Genomic DNA, 16,076 nt, shown 5'->3' with positions numbered 1-16,076 from the left:
ATGCTGAAATTAATAATTGGTACCTTTAGTACGCTTTTTGTTTTGTGTACTGCTTTCGTGATTTTTTACTGGCGAGATACAGGCTATGACCCGACGGCTTTCGATTTAGTCACATACTTTTTACTTCTTCCTTTAGCTTTATGTGCAATTATTTTGTCGCCTTATTTGATTTATAAAGGCATTCAACATCAAAAAGAAAAAAAACTTGAAGCTGAAAAACGTGCAGAAGAACAAGCTGAGCAACAACAACTTGAGGCCATTGAACAAGCAAAACCTAAGCCTATTGATGTACAGCAATTTCGTTTAAATGTTTATTCTTCAGCGGCTTGGCATAGTTTTGGTGAAAACGAACAAATCATCCAAGATATTCAGCAATTCAAAAGTCCTGAACTCGATGATAAGTTATTTAATGCATACGGTTTGCCTGTTCTTTCATTTCGAATCAAAGATTTAGATGAACTTACTAGTGAAGAAGCAGATGATGAATTTAGTGCCATCACCATGCGTGAAAAACGAATCCAGTCACTTATTCAGCAACAACTAGAGCAACACGTTGAAAGTCTATTTTTAATTGCTGAGCATCTGAAGCAATCAGCACTCTTTTATGATAGTGAATTGGCATATCAGTACCGTATGCATCCGGGTTGGGTGGATCCAGATTATACGCAAGATGAACATCCAGAACATTTGGCGAACAATGCACAGCAAGTTTCACGTTTAAATCGTTTAAATGTCCATATTTTGCTTGCTGATAATTTGATTCATCAATGGAATGATGATTATGCCCAAATTATTCAGCAGTATCTATCTGACGGATTTTCGATCATTCCCGAACAAATTCATATCGAGCCACATTTTATCGGCACTCAAGTCGCTTATTCAGAATGGTTAACCATTTTAGAAATGATTTCAAAACAAAAGTCTGAAGTCAGTTTGATTCTCAATGCTGACTCTGAAATCGATCAAGAATGGATTGATGAAAAGATGTGGCTACAAGAAAAATACATTGCTGCAGAGTTTACATCGAGTTGGTGTTTGGCTGCTTCAGACGTTCAAGTTCGAGGCTTAATTCCAAATAAAGTGCTACAAGTGGTGGCACATGAACCTGAGTTGAAACGTCATTTAGAGCTTCAAGCACTGAATAATTTAGATCAGTATGATCAAGAACAACCCTTTTTATTGATGTTAGATGATGCTACAGATATGAAAGTGGTGAAAACATTACAGCATAAATTTAATGAAACCGCGATTGAAACCTATCATTTTTTATATACAAAACAGAATCTTGGAAATACCCAGCAATTGGCAAAAATTTTTGGATTCATGTTGGGTATGCACTTGCCAGAAGAGTTAACTGCCATGATTTATAGCACAGACCAAGAATCGACATTTGCTTTTATTCAAACATTTTCAGTCGAAGATGAACTTGAACAAGAAACTGTTTAATTAGAATTAAGACGAAATTGAGAACATTGTGAACACACTATTTTATACGATCCTCGGTTATGTTTGGCAGTACGTCACCAATCCTAAAGCGATGGTGGCTTTGTCATTTTTTGTAGCTATTGTGGCTATGCATAATTCGATTCCGCAAAAGACTTTTTACATTGTGGTTGCTGTTTATATTCTCGGATTAATTCTGTGGGGTATTTATGAGTTAGTACAACATTATCGTCATAAACAGCAAGGCGAAGAGCTTGCTGAGGCAATTGCCAAAGATAATGAAGCTGAATACGGTAAACAAAAAAATAAAGAAGAACTTGCGCTGATCAATCAGCAAATGAAAGACTCGATTCAACTTATCCGTAAATCAAAACTCGGCGACAAAAAGGGGAATGCAGCCCTATATGAATTACCTTGGTACATGGTGATTGGTAACCCAGCAGCGGGTAAAAGTTCAGCGATTTATAATTCTGGTCTTAGATTTCCATTTGAAGAAACTCATCAGAAAATGGTGTCGGCAGGTCTAAGTGGTACTCGTAACTGCGATTGGTTTTTCTCTACAGATGGGGTGTTACTCGATACTGCAGGTCGATATTCAGTTTATGCCGAAGACCATTCTGAATGGTTAGGTTTCTTAAATATTCTCAAAAAAAACCGTTCTAAAGCACCAATTAACGGTTTAATCGTGATTGTTTCTGTGGCGGAGCTTGTTAGTCAAAGTCCTGAAAAATCAATCAAATTAGCCAAAAACTTACGCGCACGTATACAGGATTTGACTGAACGTTTAGAAATTTTTGCGCCAGTGTATATCGTTTTTTCAAAAATGGATTTGATTGCTGGCTTTACTGAATTTTTTGATTGTTATGATAAGGATGAATTTGATCAAGTTTGGGGTGCAACACTGCCTTATGATCCAGACTCATCCGAACATGCTGTTGAGATGTTCGAAAAGCATTATTCAATTTTATATGATGGTTTGAAGAGCGTCAGTACGACACACTTGAGTCGTCGTCATTCGCAAAATATCTCTCCAAGTGTAATGACATTTCCGCTAGAGTTTAAAAGCTTAAAGCCAGTGCTAAAAACTTTTATTGGTACGTTGTTTCAAGACAACCCTTATCAGTTTAAACCGGTATTCCGTGGTTTCTATTTCACCAGTGCGTTACAAGAAGGTGTGATTGAAAGTCCAATGACCGAACAAATTGCTGAAGATTTTCATTTGGTGAAAAGTACGGATAGTGAGTTTGGCATTCCGACAAATTCTGTTTCGCAAGATCATGGTTATTTCTTAAAAGGACTCTTTTCAACCGTCATTTTAAAAGATAAAAATCTGGTTAAACAACATATCAATCCTGCACGTAAGCGTCAGCGTTTTATGGCATTTATTGCTGCATTATTATTGGTTGCTGTGGTGCTTGGATTATGGGTTTGGTCGTATCGTAATAACCAACAACTCGTGGCTGAAGTTCAGGCAGACCTAGACAAAGTTGTACAAATGGAAAGCCGTAGCGGAAGTGAGCTTTCGACTCAATTGGATGCATTGCTGATATTACAAGGGCATTTACAGCAGCTCGATCATTTTGATGAAGATCGTCCTTTGAAATATAGCTTTGGTTTATACCAAGGGAATAAAATTCGTGAAAAACTCAAAGTTGAGTATTTACGAGGTATTCAACAAATTGTATTGGCACCATCTCAGCAAAATATGGCGCAGTACTTACAGCGCGTTAAAGCCAATGAAGCGACGTTGAAAGAAAATCACGTCAATGTGCAAATCACTCAAGCTGTGAAATCAAATCAGCCCTATTTAGAACCATCGGATACTAATCCTCAGGATGCCTACAATGCACTGAAGGCGTATTTGATGATGAGCAATCATAAATATATGGAATCGAGCCATTTGAGTGACCAAGTTACTCGTTTCTGGCGTTCATGGTTAGATTCAAATCGTGGTCAAATGCCACGTGGGGAAATGATTCAAAAAGCAGAACAAGTTTTATCTTATGCGATGACTTTAGCTGTTGATCCTGCGTTCCCGCAAATGGAATCTGATCCTTTATTGGTTGATCAAACACGTCAATTATTGACGGCTGTTACTATGGGTATTCCTGCACGTGACCGCGTTTATAATGAAATTAAAATGCGTGGTTCGGTACGTTTCCCTGCAGTAACTGTGAAGCAAATTTTAGGTGAAACAGGCCAAAACAGCATGTTAGGTAGTTATGCCTTGCCGGGTATTTTTACTTACCAAGCATGGAATGATTATGTAAAAGATGCGATTAACCAAGCTGCGAATAATCCGACAGATACCCAAGATTGGGTACTCAATACCAATCGCTCTGATGACCTGACGTTTAGTGGTAGTCCAGATCAGATCAGTAAACAGTTAACCGAACTTTATAAGCAGGAATATATCGCTGAATGGCGTAAATTTTTAAATGCTGTGCATTATGGAAAAGGTGCAGATGTCGCTCAGCAGTCACGTTTTATCGATATTTTAGGTGAACCTGAGAATTCGCCAATTCGTAAAGTGGTGGACCGTATTGCGAAAGAAACCAGTTGGGATAATCCAATTGTTCAAGCAGAACTGGCTGCGCCTCAGAAAGGTTTTATTGCGTGGTTTAAACGTAAAGTCCTCAGCCGTGATGATGCGCAGCAGGCACAGCAAGTTGCTTCTAAAGCCGGTCAAGGTGTTATTGCAAAAGAATTTGATGTGTTCTATCAACTAGTTCGTAAGCGTGATGATCAGCAAAACAAATCTATTTTAGATGAATACATGCTGTCTTTGAGTCAAGTACGTAGTAAGTTCAATGATTTGAAGAGTGGCGGTGATATGGGGCCTGCAAGCATGACATTGGTGAAACAAACCATCAATGATCAAAGCTCAGTCTTTAATAGCACGCAAAAATTTGTGGATGAAAAAATGTCTGTGGGTCTGAATGAATTAGATCAACAGTTGATTCAAAAACTCTTTATGCAGCCGGTGACTCAGTCATTTGAAGTTCTTTTGATTCCAGCTCAAAACGAAATTAATAAGTTGTGGGCAATGCAGGCGTATCAACCATTTACAACCAATCTTGCACCTAAATATCCATTTAATAGCAATGCTACTTTACAAGCGACCAGTAATGAAATTAGCCAAATTTTTGGTGAAAACGGAAGTATCGCTCGCTTTGTAAAAGAATATTTAGATCCATTGGTGATTCGTCGTGGCTATACCTTAACCACGAAAACATGGAAAGATTTGGGCATTGGTTTAAATCCACAATTCGTAGCGAATTTCCAACGCTATGTTGCGCCAAGTAATGGCGTTGCTACAGGGGAATTGAGTCAAGCAGCACCTGCGGCAACCAATCAATCGAACTTCCAGTTCTTCCCATTAGAAAACACACAGTTACTTTCATATACCATTGATATTGATGGTCAGCGTATGGTGTATGAAAACGGTGTTCAGCAATGGGTGAACTTCGTTTGGCCAAATAAAGGGGCAATTCCGGGTGCACGTATTACTGCAATTGACTTGGAAGGTCAAACGCATACGATTTTTGATGAGCCGGGTGAATATGGTATTAACCGATTGGTTGAAGGCGCTCAGCGTACACAAAATGGTAATTCATTTGAAATGGTGTGGCGTAGCAAACAAAATCCAAAAGTGTTTGTAAAAGTGAACTTCCGTTTAATTAGTGGTAACGCATCTGGCCCAACTACAGGTTCAGGCTATTCAGGTATGACTCTTGTTGATCAAGTGGTGACGAATAAAGGTGTTCGTGTCGTCGCAGCGCAAACGATGCCTGCAGGACAAGCGCCTGTAGCGCCAGCGACTTCACCGATGAGTGTTGTACAAGGAACAGCAACACCATGATGATGAATTTAAAAATGAGAGCGGTGGCATTCGTGCAAAAGAACAAGGAGTGTGACGATGTATGAAGTGAGAACGACACCGCTGTATTATGGAAAATGTCCAGCTCGTGGTGACTTCTTAAAGAGCCGTGAACAATATTCACTGATTCAGTTAATCGATCAGTGGATCACGGAGGCGCTTGAGTTCGCTATGCGTTCAGACAATTTTAATGCAGCGTATAACTCACTGCCTTCATTAGATTTCTTTATTGCCAGTCCAAAAGATAAGCGTTTTTTGGTTGCCAATTTGATTAGCAGTGAAGACAGTTCAAAGCGTCAATTTCCAATGGTGCTGGCTCATCTGCTAGAAATCGATGATCCTTTCGATAATATTTTGTATGCACCTTATCGTTATAAACAAACCTTAATTGACTTATATCAGCGTAACCGAGTGATGCGTTCTATTCGCGATCCCGATATTTTGCTCGATAAATTAGGCAAACTGAATAACGAAATTCAAGTGTTCGGGACAGAAGAAACCTCTTCTTTTTATGAGCATCATACGTTGCATTCATTTGCACGTTTATTGAATTTTACGCCTTATCAGTTGGCGCAAAGCATGATTGGTCTCGGTTTGCTGCTACAACCGATTATTCATCAGGGTACGTCTCGGTTGAATAAAGTGTTGATCTTACCGATCAATAATATTAGTTACTGTTATGAAATTGCGGCTTTTTGGGTCAATTTAATTAGTCGCTTTGTCGAAAACCAAGATGCTGAGTTACTCATTGGCATCCTACACAGTGATTCGCCAGTTTTACTGTTTGGTTTTCAAGGTGCTGATATTACTGCACTCAATGATGTTTTTACCCAAAATATGCAAAGTGATCATTGGGTTTCCTTGATTGATGCCAGTTGGATTGATCCTTATCTTGAACAAAATGCAGGCTTAGCCGTATTGGAACAGTCTTTGAGTGAGCGTCAGATCAGCCTTATTCATGGCATTAAACTTTTTAGACAGACTTTTATAGAAGAATAATGATGCAAAGAATCTTACCAATGTTGCCCAAATTTCTTGCGAGTGTGTGCATTTTAGGTTGTTCGACTTTGCTTTGGGCAGAGCCTATTGTGATTGAAGGCGCTGTACCGAATGAAGCAACCAAGCAAGAAATATTAAATAAAGCCTATTTGACCTATGGTCAGGCAAATGTGGTTGATAAAATTCAGGTTCGAGCGGTTACTGCACCCAATGGTTGGGGCAATAGCGTAAGCCAAATGATTAATGATGACTTAAAAAAAGTAAAACAGGGAAAACTCTCTGTTCGCGGAACGCAAGTCGATTTAAGTGGCAAGATGTCGAATCAAGATGATATCCAACCAACGACTACGAAGTTCCAGTCTTTGGTCACAGCACCTTTTCGTTTCAATGCACAGCTTTCTGTCAATCAGGCTGAACAGGCCATTATTGATGCGGCTTTACGTAATCGTATTATTGAATTTGAATCTGGAAGCGCGATTTTAGCGCCATCTGGGGTACAGATCTTAGATGAAATGGTTGTCGCACTGAATCGCGTCGGTGGGAAAAAAGTACGAATTATTGGTCACACAGACAGCTCGGGGAATCCTGAGAAAAACTTAAGTTTAAGCCAAGATCGTGCTAATGCAGTTAAAAACTACCTGATTTCAAAAAATATTGCAGCGGCGAACTTAAGTACTGAAGGGATGGGCTCAAATAAGCCTGTAGCAGACAATGCTACGCCTGAAGGTCGTAAGAAAAACCGTCGTATTGAGTTTGAAGTGCTGTAACTATTTCAACTTAACTGCAACGGCTAATGCAATGAATGAACCCAGTGTATCTAGACTGGGTTTTTTTATGCCAATTGACTCAGTCGATTATTTGATAACTGAAAACGACATTTTTAAAGCAGCAGTGTTATAACTAAATAAGACTATATTTTGAATAGGGCTAAAGCTTTAATTTTTGCATTTTATACCACTAAAGCATTCATATTTTGAGCAATAAAACAGTGGATTCTAAAATCAATTAAGGTTAAAACATAAGAATCAGTTTTGGATATGCGTTTCATATCTACTGCTTTAACCTTGTCGATAAAGAACAATCACTTTTGACATGGTGCAAAGTTTTAAAAAATCTGCAGGACAGTGTGGAAAAACAACAACTCAATATGGATGAATGTGGGAGCAAAGAATGCTTGGTAATATGATGTTTAAACCGCTTTTGATTAGTAGCATGATTGAACATGCGGGTCGCTATCATGCGGATAGTTTAGTAATTTCAAAAAATACAGACACGACGATTACGAAAACCACTTGGGGTGATGTCCATAAAAATTCAAAACGATTTGCCAATGTTCTTGCATCACTCGGTTTAAATTTAGGGGATCGTGTTGCGACCATCGCTTGGAATAACCACCGTCATTTAGAGTCTTGGTACGCTATTTCAGGTAGCGGCTATGTTTGTCACACCATTAATCCGCGTTTATTTCCAGAACAATTAATTTTTATCATCAATGATGCCGCAGACCGCGTGATGTTATTTGATAAAACCTTTTTGCCGTTAATCAAAGCAGTAAAACCACTATTAAAATCTGTTGAACATTTTATTTGTTTAGATGCACCAGATGCAGCAATTGTCGAAGCGGTGCCAGATGTTAAATTTTATGATGAACTTATTGCGGGACAATCTGCAGACTATACATGGCCAGAATTAGATGAATTATCGGCTAGTTCTTTATGTTATACCTCGGGTACCACAGGCAATCCGAAAGGCGTGTTGTATAGCCATCGTTCAACAGTCTTACACAGTTATGCGATTTGTATGCCGGATTCATTAAATATCTCAGCGCGAGATATTATGATGCCTGTTGTGCCGATGTTCCATGTCAATGCATGGGGTACGCCATATGCTGCGGCTATGGTAGGTTGCACTTTAGTGCTACCAGGCCCAGGTTTAGATGGTGCGAGCCTGACGCAAATGATTGATGATTATAAAGTATCTGTTGCATTGGGTGTTCCAACGATTTGGCAGGGATTAATCAATGCTGCGCAGCAAGCGGGTAGTCAGCTCCAAAGTTTAGTGCGTAATGTGGTTGGTGGATCTGCTTGCCCACCTGCGATGTTAAAAGTGTTTAAAGAACAATTTAACTGCGAAACGATTCATGCTTGGGGAATGACCGAAACCAGTCCATTAGGTTCTTCAAACCAGTTTAAAGCCAAACATTTGTTATTATCTGAAGAAGAACAATTACAAGTGCGTTTGTCACAAGGTCGTCCACCATTTGGGGTCGATTTACGTATTACCGATGAAGAAAGCGGTACATATGAAGTTGCACGTGATGGTGAAACGACAGGTAATTTACAGATCCAAGGGCATTGGATTATTGGCAATTACTTTGGCAAAACAGAGTCCGCATTAACCTCAGATGGTTGGTTTGATACCGGGGATATTGCTACGCTGAATGAAGATGGTTTCTTAAAAATCAGTGACCGTTCAAAAGATTTGATCAAATCTGGCGGTGAATGGATTTCTTCTGTTGAGTTAGAAAATTTGGCTATGGGACATCCTAAAATTGCAATGGCGGCTGTGATTGCAGCGAGCCATCCGAAATGGGATGAGCGTCCTGTACTAATTGCGATTAAAAAGCCAGATGTCGATTTATCTGATACAGAAATTTTGGATTATTATGCAGATAAAGTCGCTAAATGGCAGGTGCCAGATAAAGTGATTTTCGTGGATGCTATTCCATTGAGCGGAACAGGTAAAATGCTGAAAAAAGATCTACGTGAGCAATTTGGTGCTGTATTACTAGGAAGCTAACGTAATGTAAGTCACTAACTAAATACTGGTAAAGAGCAAAACGCAAAGGTGACATGCCTTTGCGTTTTTTATAAAAACTTAAATTTTGATACATACCAAGCTCTTAATATTAGGTTTTTAAATAAATTTTTTTCAACGAATTTATAACCAAGTTCAATGAATAATCTGGCCGTGTTGGGTCGCATTCAATTCAATAAAAGCGTAAATTGATGAGGCATCCACCGTTAAACCACCTTTCTTATGTTTCCAGTTTGGATCTTATTCACTTTAATGGCTGCTTTTATGCAGTCATGGCGCAATGCATTTCAAAAGCAACTCAGTACCACTGTTGATGTGTATGGTGTCACCCTTGCACGGTTTATTTTTGGGCTCCCATTTGCCTGCATTTATTTGTTCGTGTTGTACCAACAACAGCCTGTGACTCAGGTAACCACATTTACACCTATGTTTTGGGTTTATGTGGTGATTGCTGGCCTAAGTCAAATTTTAGCGACGATTTTAATGGTGTTGCTTTTTAAGCAAAAGAATTATGCCATCGGCGTCGGTTTAGCGAAAAGTGAAGCGATCTTTGCGGCCATTGTTGGAGTGATTTTCTTAAGTGAACATTTAAGTTTATTTGGTTGGATTGGTGTTTTGGTTGGTGGTGTTGCCGTTTTTCTTTTAAGCAAAGGTTCTCAACGACAGAAGTTATCTTGGCCAACTTTATGCATTGGTGTAGGGAGTGGATTAAGTTTTGCAATTACCTCTTTATTGGTTCGTGAAGCCAGTTTAGAGCTAAGTGATTTACCGACTTTGCATCGTGCGGCGTGGGTATTGTTGAGTGTAATTGGCTTTCAATGTGTGATTATGCTGCTGTACCTCAGTCTATTTAGCCGCAAAACGCTCATTGCCATGTGGGATAGAGTCGGTCTGACCTTTCGCGTTAGTGTCTGTAGCTTTCTAGCATCCTTGGGCTGGTTTACTGCTATGAGTATGCAAACGGTTGCGATTGTCAAAACCCTAGGTCAAATCGAAATATTATTTAGCCTCTTAATCTCTGCCTATTTCTTTAAGGAAAAACTCGCAAGAACTGATCATTGGGGTTTAGCCCTAGTGGTGATTGCGGCGATTATGGTGATTTGGGCTTAATGTGTGCTTTAAACAGACATGAAGGTAAAAAAGTCCGAATTTAAGTCAGATTTTCGAATATTTTTTAATTAAAAGATGAGAAATATTTGATGTCCACTAGGATATTTATCATGGAATTGTTTATGATTTAAAGTATGACTAAACTTTGAACATGATTGAAAATGCTCAAGTTGTTCAATTTATATGTTTTTTTCAAATTTTAGCGTTAAATTTTTATATTATTTTTTATTTATATTGCCAATATAAACAATGTATTGATGGGAGGGCTTAAATTTGGAAATACTCATACAAACTTTATCCTTCCCCGCATTGTTAACGATTTTAGCTTCGGCTTTAGGCTGTGGATTGCTCATCGGTTTGGAGCGTCAACGTAACAACAATTTGGACAGTGAACAGAGTTTTGCCGGTTTACGCTCATTTACCATTTGTGCGTTGTTTGGAGCATTGTGTTTTTTAATCCATTTAGCTGTTGGTGTGATCGGTGCAATTGTCGTCAGTATGTTTAGCTATTATGGATTAAGCCAACAAAAACAAGATATTGGTACAACCACTGAACTTGCTTTTGTCATGACCTATTTAATCGGCGCCGCTTGTGTTTTTAATATTCCACTGGCTGCGTGTTTGGCTGTGGTGCTGACCCTCATATTAGTTGGAAAAAAAGGCTTACATCATTTTGCAGCGCATTGGATCAAAGACTATGAGTTAAGAGATGGTGTATTTTTACTGGCATTGATCCTAATTGCCTTACCTTTAACGCCGAATCAGGCCTATTGGGGTTCTGTATTAAATCCCTATGTGATTTTAAAATTACTGATATTGATCTTGGTGGTGCAGTCATTAGCACACATTGCCAAGCGGCTATTATCCTCTGATAAAGCCATTATTTTATCGGCCTTGGCATCAGGTTTTGTGTCGAGCACCGCAACAATCGCAAGCTTAGGTATGGAAGTACGAGCAGGAAAAGCCAGTGCCAAAAGTAATGCAGGGGCAGGACTTTTTTCATGTGTTGCGACATTGGTTCAACTCTTGATCATTGTCCTTGGGGTGAGTTTTGCTTGGTTTAAAATATTAGTCATACCATGTATCGTCGGCATATTAATATTGGTCCTTGCTGCGCTATATCTGATTTATGGATCATCTAAAGTTAACTTTAATAATGAGTCCGGACTGGAAATGCTTCGTGTAGAGGCGAATGAAACAGTGCCGTTAGAAAATACCGATAGTCGAATGTTTAGCTTAAAACAGGCGGCAATCATTGCCATCACGCTTACTTTGATCCAAGCACTTGTTTATGGATTAAATCTCGCTTTAGGTGATAAAGGTTTAATTTTAGGGACATTATTAGCATCACTCTTTGAAGTCCATGCAGCTATGGCAACCGTTGTGATGCAAGGTAATATCGACAATTTAACATTGGTTTATGCTGTGGTGATTGGATTATCAGCCCATGCGATTTCAAAATGTGTGAATGCATTTCTCACAGGTGGCTGGAAATATTTTCTATATTTTGCACCAACACAGTTACTTCATATGCTGTGCCTAATCGCGGTTTTGCTATTCAGTTTAAGATAAATGAGCCAAGTGACTGCTTCATATTATTCATGGCGCAATTGCATTAATCTGGCTTTAATTTGTGGCCAACTGGTTGAAATCCAACATACCAGCGAACCTAATGTCACCAAAATGGCACCATGCCAAAAACTTAAACTCAGTGGTGTCTGTAATATAAACATTGAAATAACCGAAGAAAAAATCGGACTAAAATACGATAAAGTCACCAATATCGTAATATTGCCTTTAATAATACCTACATTCCACGCTGCATAACCCAATGCGGTCACGATGGACACGATTAACATATACTTACCGGTATGTAAGTCTACGGCAGGCATTCGCGGGATACCGTGAAATATCAACATTTTTAGCCATAGCACAATGGTGATCACGACGAAAAAGAATGAAATAGGGTTATGTCCATGACTGTATTTACGGGTAATCACACAGTAGAGTGACCATAAACTAGCGCCCATAAAAGCAAGAAAATAGCTTAATGGATTGGACTGAATGTTGGTAAAGACTGTAGACCAGTTAAAACTTCCGTTAATAGTTTGGATTAAAATAATGCCGCCCAAACTAATGGCTAAACCAATGATTACGAAAAAGTTAAATTTTAATTCTTTAAATAATATTAACGCGGCAATTGTCAGACTCGGCCATAAATAATTAACTAAACTGATTTCAATCGCTTGTTGAGCTGTTTGAGCCAAAGCAATGGCATACGAAAAACACAACTCATAAATCACAAATAAAAGGGTGGCGTATATCAAAAATTGGCGCGGAACCAGTTTAAGGTTTGGAATTTTAAATAAGAGCAATAGAATAATTGCGCTCAAGGTATACATAAAGAGCACAGCAAGATCAGGGCCAATACTGAAACTAATTTTCTTAAGTAAACCAACAATAGAAGACCATTGTAAGATTGCACTGAATCCAATCAGCGTTGCAAGATTTTTGGACATGATTGCTCGAAGATTTCGCAAATGGCGAATGAATTTTTAATTTTTATTATAGTCTTTATTCAGTCGTTTAGTATAAGCGTGAAATTATCAAACTCTATTTAATTAAAAAGATTTAGAGCTCGTCTTACGTCAAGAGCAGCATGGCGATGAACTAGGTTTAGGTTCTGGCTTATTAACGCACGATTTAAAACTTGGACAATGTATTCATGCCTATATTCGTGCGAATCCAAATTTTCACTTAGCAGAGGGCGTTAAGTCGGCAATTATGATTGGCAATGGCTCAGGAATGGCGGGTTTGCTTTCACATCTTAAGCAACGTGTCGCAACAGAGCACTATCAAAACTGGTTAATTTATGGTGAGCATTAACAAGATTTCGATGCAATTTTTGCTGATGAACTGCATGAATTACAAAACCAAGGTAAAATTTCAGAAATCGATCGGGTATTTTCTCGTGATGGATTTGCTGAAAAGTATGTGCAAGATGTCCTAGTTGTAAAAAAAGCTGAATTGTTTGATTGGCTAGAGCAAGGGGCTTGTCTCTATATCTGCGGCAGTTTGAATATGGCCAAAGCGGTAGATGCCACTTTGCAAGAGATACTGGGCATTGAACAACTGCATACACTGCGTAAAGCAGGTCGTTACCGCCGTGATGTGTATTAAATAATTGATGTCTACTTAAGAAGTAAATAATGATGCAGTTCGTAATGAGATGGATCGATAGTTTAAAAAGGAACAATAATGGATAAATTTGTAATTAGAGTTTATCACGATTATAAAAGGCTAATTATAGCTATTTTTTTTATTATTGAGTTTTTGATTTTTTTAATAAAGTTTTACTTTTTTGGGATAGGTTTCTGGAGTTTTATTGGTGCAGTAGTTTTTTTTATTATCTTTGTTGATCTAATTTATAATGGGAGTTATTTGTTGATCGGGAAGATAAAAAAGAAAGTGAAGTTTATGAATATTATATTAGGTTTATCTATATTTTTGTAATTTATTTATTTTCAATATATTGCATTGTTCAGTGAAGAGTAAAATTTAAAAATTATGAGTAAATATTTTTTTTAATATTTTGTAGAGTTTTGCTCGTTTATGGCTCTATTGCATAAAGATTCTTAAGACAGACCACCATAAGTCACTAAAACTTATGTAACTTACTTGGATGTGAGGTGGGCCTAATCAAAATCTTTTGTCTTCTCCAAAGCGTGGATTAATCAATTGCTAGCCAATCTTATTGTTTGAATCTTTTATTTGGAACTGAGTGAAAAATGACTTATGAATATAAATTAATTTTCAGAGTTAAGTGTGTTGATTTTACAAAGATATTTGATCATGATGCTTTAAATTTATGTATATTTAAGTATAGTTATACCATTAAAAAATTTACAAGATTAAAAAATCAATGAGGATGCATATTTTTTTAAATTCCTTACTTACGATGTATTGTTCAATTTCAATATTTATGGTCATTTTTATATATTTTTTATCTAATTGGCAAATATGGGGAAAACATTTTACATTCATTGGCTTAATATCATTTTTAATACTGGCAATTTGTTTTTACTTTAAATATAACGAAAAATTGAATGATGGTAATATTTTATTCAAGCAGTTGCCAATGAAAGTACAACTACCAATAAGAACTTCAACTATATTATTTTTAAACCTAAATTTGGGTTTTATCTTATTTATATTGGCAGTGCTTACGATAGTAATTACAGCTAATATATGGTTTTTTACACTTTGTATTTTTATTATTTGGAATGCAATAATTTATCATCCTCATATTTGGTTTGTAGATTCTATTGATTTAAAAAAAGATATAAAAAATAAAACAAATGAATTTGAGAGTGTAAGACAGGAGAAAGGTGATTTTGAATATTTTAATGATGGTTTCACTTACACTACAACTGGGCCTGAGATAAGCACTAAAACTATATTATGGAAAAATATTCAAAGTATAGATGTCGTACGCCAAGATCTTGGAACCATTGATGAGATTCAACTCTATATATTGTGTTCAAATACAATCATTTATATTACGGAAAATACACCAGGTTATTACTATTTCATTGATCAATTGCATCAGAATTTTCCAGAAATAGATGAAATTTGGCAAATTTCAATCATTGCAGATGATTCAGGGCAACCATTCAATATTTAAAAAAAAGGCAATGGTCATTGATATGAAAAGTTATTTAGCCATCTACGACATTGGCGCATAATTTGCTTGTTTCTACCTAATTTTTTACTGTTTGATATAACAAATTAGGAAGTTGAAGTGACTACAGGCTACTTACGCGGGCAAGACTTAATTGATCAGATCCAACAACAGGATTATTCCAGAGACCTAATTGGATATCATGGCGATGTACCTCAAGTCGTATGGCCTAATCAGGCACGTATCGCAGTGCAGTTTGTGTTGAACTATGAAGAAGGTGGGGAAAATCACATCGAACATGGGGATGCAGGATCAGAACAATTCTTATCCGATATTATTGGAGCGGCCAGTTTTCCTGCCAAACATATGTCGATGGACTCGATGTATGAATATGGCTCCAGAGCCGGTTTTTGGCGGATTCATGAAGAATTTAAAAAACGTGATTTACCCATGACAGTCTTTGGCGTTGGTATGGCTTTAGCGCGCAATCCTTATATTGTCGATGCGATCAAACAATCCAACTATGATGTCGTTTCACATGGTCAACGCTGGTTACATTATCAGGATATGCCGATAGAGCTAGAACGTCAGCACATGGATCAAGCGATTAGTGTGCTTGAAGCTTTATTTGGAAGGACGCCTATTGGCTGGTACACAGGGCGTGACAGTCCCAACACACGTCAGCTATTGGCTGAATTTCCGCAAATTAAATATGACTGCGATCACTATGGTGATGACCTGCCTTTTTGGAGTCGTTTGACGAATGAAAGTGGTCAAACCCGTCCACATTTAATTATTCCTTATACACTCGAAAGCAATGATATGAAGTTTTGTTCACCGGGTGGTTTCAACAGTGGTGAACAATTTTATCAATACCTTAAAGACGCTTTTGATGTGCTATATGCAGAAGGTGAAAGCGCGCCAAAAATGTTATCGATTGGGATGCATTGTCGTATTTTAGGGCGACCAGGCCGTTTTAAAGCACTACAACGATTCTTAGATTATGTGCAATCACATGAAAAAGTCTGGATCTGTCGCCGTGGTGATATCGCGGAACATTGGTATACACATCATGCAGTCTAATAAAAAAATATTTGGATAAAGAGGAGCTTAGCTCCTCTTTTTTTAGGCCTGAACTTAGGTAAC

The 16,076-nt window shown here is 37.8% G+C and carries 11 protein-coding genes; 10 read left to right on the top strand and 1 reads right to left on the bottom strand.

Annotation, left to right across the window (positions count from 1 at the left end):
• The 7 genes from AC4CU0_RS07860 (at nucleotide 1) to AC4CU0_RS07830 (ending at nucleotide 11,821) form a co-directional block, all read left to right on the top strand.
• Nucleotides 1-1,446: a hypothetical protein gene (locus AC4CU0_RS07860; protein WP_490742886.1), complete on the top strand. Its 1,446-nt coding sequence runs from the start codon at nucleotides 1-3 to the stop codon at nucleotides 1,444-1,446.
• Nucleotides 1,447-1,474: 28 nt separating this feature from the next.
• Nucleotides 1,475-5,305, top strand: a complete 3,831-nt coding sequence (gene tssM / locus AC4CU0_RS07855; RefSeq protein ID WP_490742885.1) for a type VI secretion system membrane subunit TssM — start codon at nucleotides 1,475-1,477, stop codon at nucleotides 5,303-5,305.
• 57 nt (nucleotides 5,306-5,362) lie between these two features.
• On the top strand, nucleotides 5,363-6,322 hold the full coding sequence (gene tagF / locus AC4CU0_RS07850; RefSeq protein WP_168379476.1) for a type VI secretion system-associated protein TagF: 960 nt from the start codon (nucleotides 5,363-5,365) through the stop codon (nucleotides 6,320-6,322).
• 20 nt (nucleotides 6,323-6,342) lie between these two features.
• Complete coding sequence (locus tag AC4CU0_RS07845) at nucleotides 6,343-7,089, top strand: OmpA family protein (protein ID WP_490743481.1); 747 nt, start codon at nucleotides 6,343-6,345, stop codon at nucleotides 7,087-7,089.
• 403 nt (nucleotides 7,090-7,492) lie between these two features.
• Nucleotides 7,493-9,121, top strand: coding sequence for a long-chain-fatty-acid--CoA ligase (locus AC4CU0_RS07840; RefSeq protein WP_180163411.1), 1,629 nt, complete (start codon nucleotides 7,493-7,495; stop codon nucleotides 9,119-9,121).
• 240 nt (nucleotides 9,122-9,361) lie between these two features.
• Nucleotides 9,362-10,249 (top strand): DMT family transporter, encoded by an 888-nt coding sequence (locus tag AC4CU0_RS07835; RefSeq protein ID WP_490742884.1) that lies wholly within the window; start codon nucleotides 9,362-9,364, stop codon nucleotides 10,247-10,249.
• Between the two features lie 273 nt (nucleotides 10,250-10,522).
• A complete protein-coding gene (locus AC4CU0_RS07830) occupies nucleotides 10,523-11,821 on the top strand; it encodes an MgtC/SapB family protein (RefSeq protein WP_490747070.1) in 1,299 nt (432 codons plus the stop codon).
• A 23-nt stretch (nucleotides 11,822-11,844) separates the two neighbouring features.
• Here AC4CU0_RS07830 and yddG read toward each other — a convergent pair whose 3' ends face one another.
• Nucleotides 11,845-12,768 (bottom strand): aromatic amino acid DMT transporter YddG, encoded by a 924-nt coding sequence (gene yddG, locus AC4CU0_RS07825; protein WP_490747069.1) that lies wholly within the window; start codon nucleotides 12,766-12,768, stop codon nucleotides 11,845-11,847.
• Between the two features lie 475 nt (nucleotides 12,769-13,243).
• Here yddG and AC4CU0_RS07820 point away from each other — a divergent pair, with 475 nt between their 5' ends.
• From AC4CU0_RS07820 to puuE, 3 genes are all read left to right on the top strand, one after another.
• Entirely contained in the window at nucleotides 13,244-13,429 is a 186-nt protein-coding gene (locus tag AC4CU0_RS07820; RefSeq protein ID WP_180004515.1) for a ferredoxin reductase domain-containing protein, read from the top strand.
• 958 nt (nucleotides 13,430-14,387) lie between these two features.
• Nucleotides 14,388-14,933, top strand: coding sequence for a hypothetical protein (locus AC4CU0_RS07815; RefSeq protein WP_490742880.1), 546 nt, complete (start codon nucleotides 14,388-14,390; stop codon nucleotides 14,931-14,933).
• 117 nt (nucleotides 14,934-15,050) lie between these two features.
• Nucleotides 15,051-16,013, top strand: a complete 963-nt coding sequence (puuE, locus tag AC4CU0_RS07810) for an allantoinase PuuE (RefSeq protein WP_490742879.1) — start codon at nucleotides 15,051-15,053, stop codon at nucleotides 16,011-16,013.
• Nucleotides 16,014-16,076: the final 63 nt, after the last annotated feature.

It is taken from the genome of Acinetobacter sp. LipI_15 (assembly GCF_058242865.1).
This window is presented reverse-complemented; position numbering and strand designations above follow the sequence as displayed.